The organism is Pantoea sp. SIMBA_079 (assembly GCF_046940275.1).
Lineage (GTDB): Bacteria > Pseudomonadota > Gammaproteobacteria > Enterobacterales > Enterobacteriaceae > Pantoea > Pantoea borealis.
This window is the reverse complement of the sequence record NZ_JAWRYR010000915.1, coordinates 1-236: the sequence shown is the minus strand read 5'-3', so window position 1 is coordinate 236 and position 236 is coordinate 1. Positions and strand designations below refer to the sequence as shown.

1 protein-coding gene is annotated in these 236 nt (G+C 60.2%); it reads right to left on the bottom strand.

Annotation, left to right across the window (positions count from 1 at the left end; genetic code table 11):
• A partial coding sequence (locus SB719_RS22605) for an amidohydrolase family protein (RefSeq protein ID WP_412160100.1) occupies positions 1-236 on the bottom strand: 236 nt, incomplete at both ends.

Here is a 236-nt window from a genome sequence, read left to right as displayed (position 1 = left end):
CCAGAAGGGTGCCGGACCGATTGAGGCGCGGCAGGCCGAGCGACAGGGTCGCGTCCATGTGGAAATGCGGGTCGACGAAAGGCGGGGTTACGAGCCGGTTTGTCGCATCGATTTCCTGAGCCGCCTGATGCTCTCCCGTGGAAGGCACGATATCGGCAATCTTGCCATCCTTGACCAGAATGTCCTGCTTCTCGCGACCGTCGGGGAGATTGGCGTTTCTCACGATCAAATCGAAC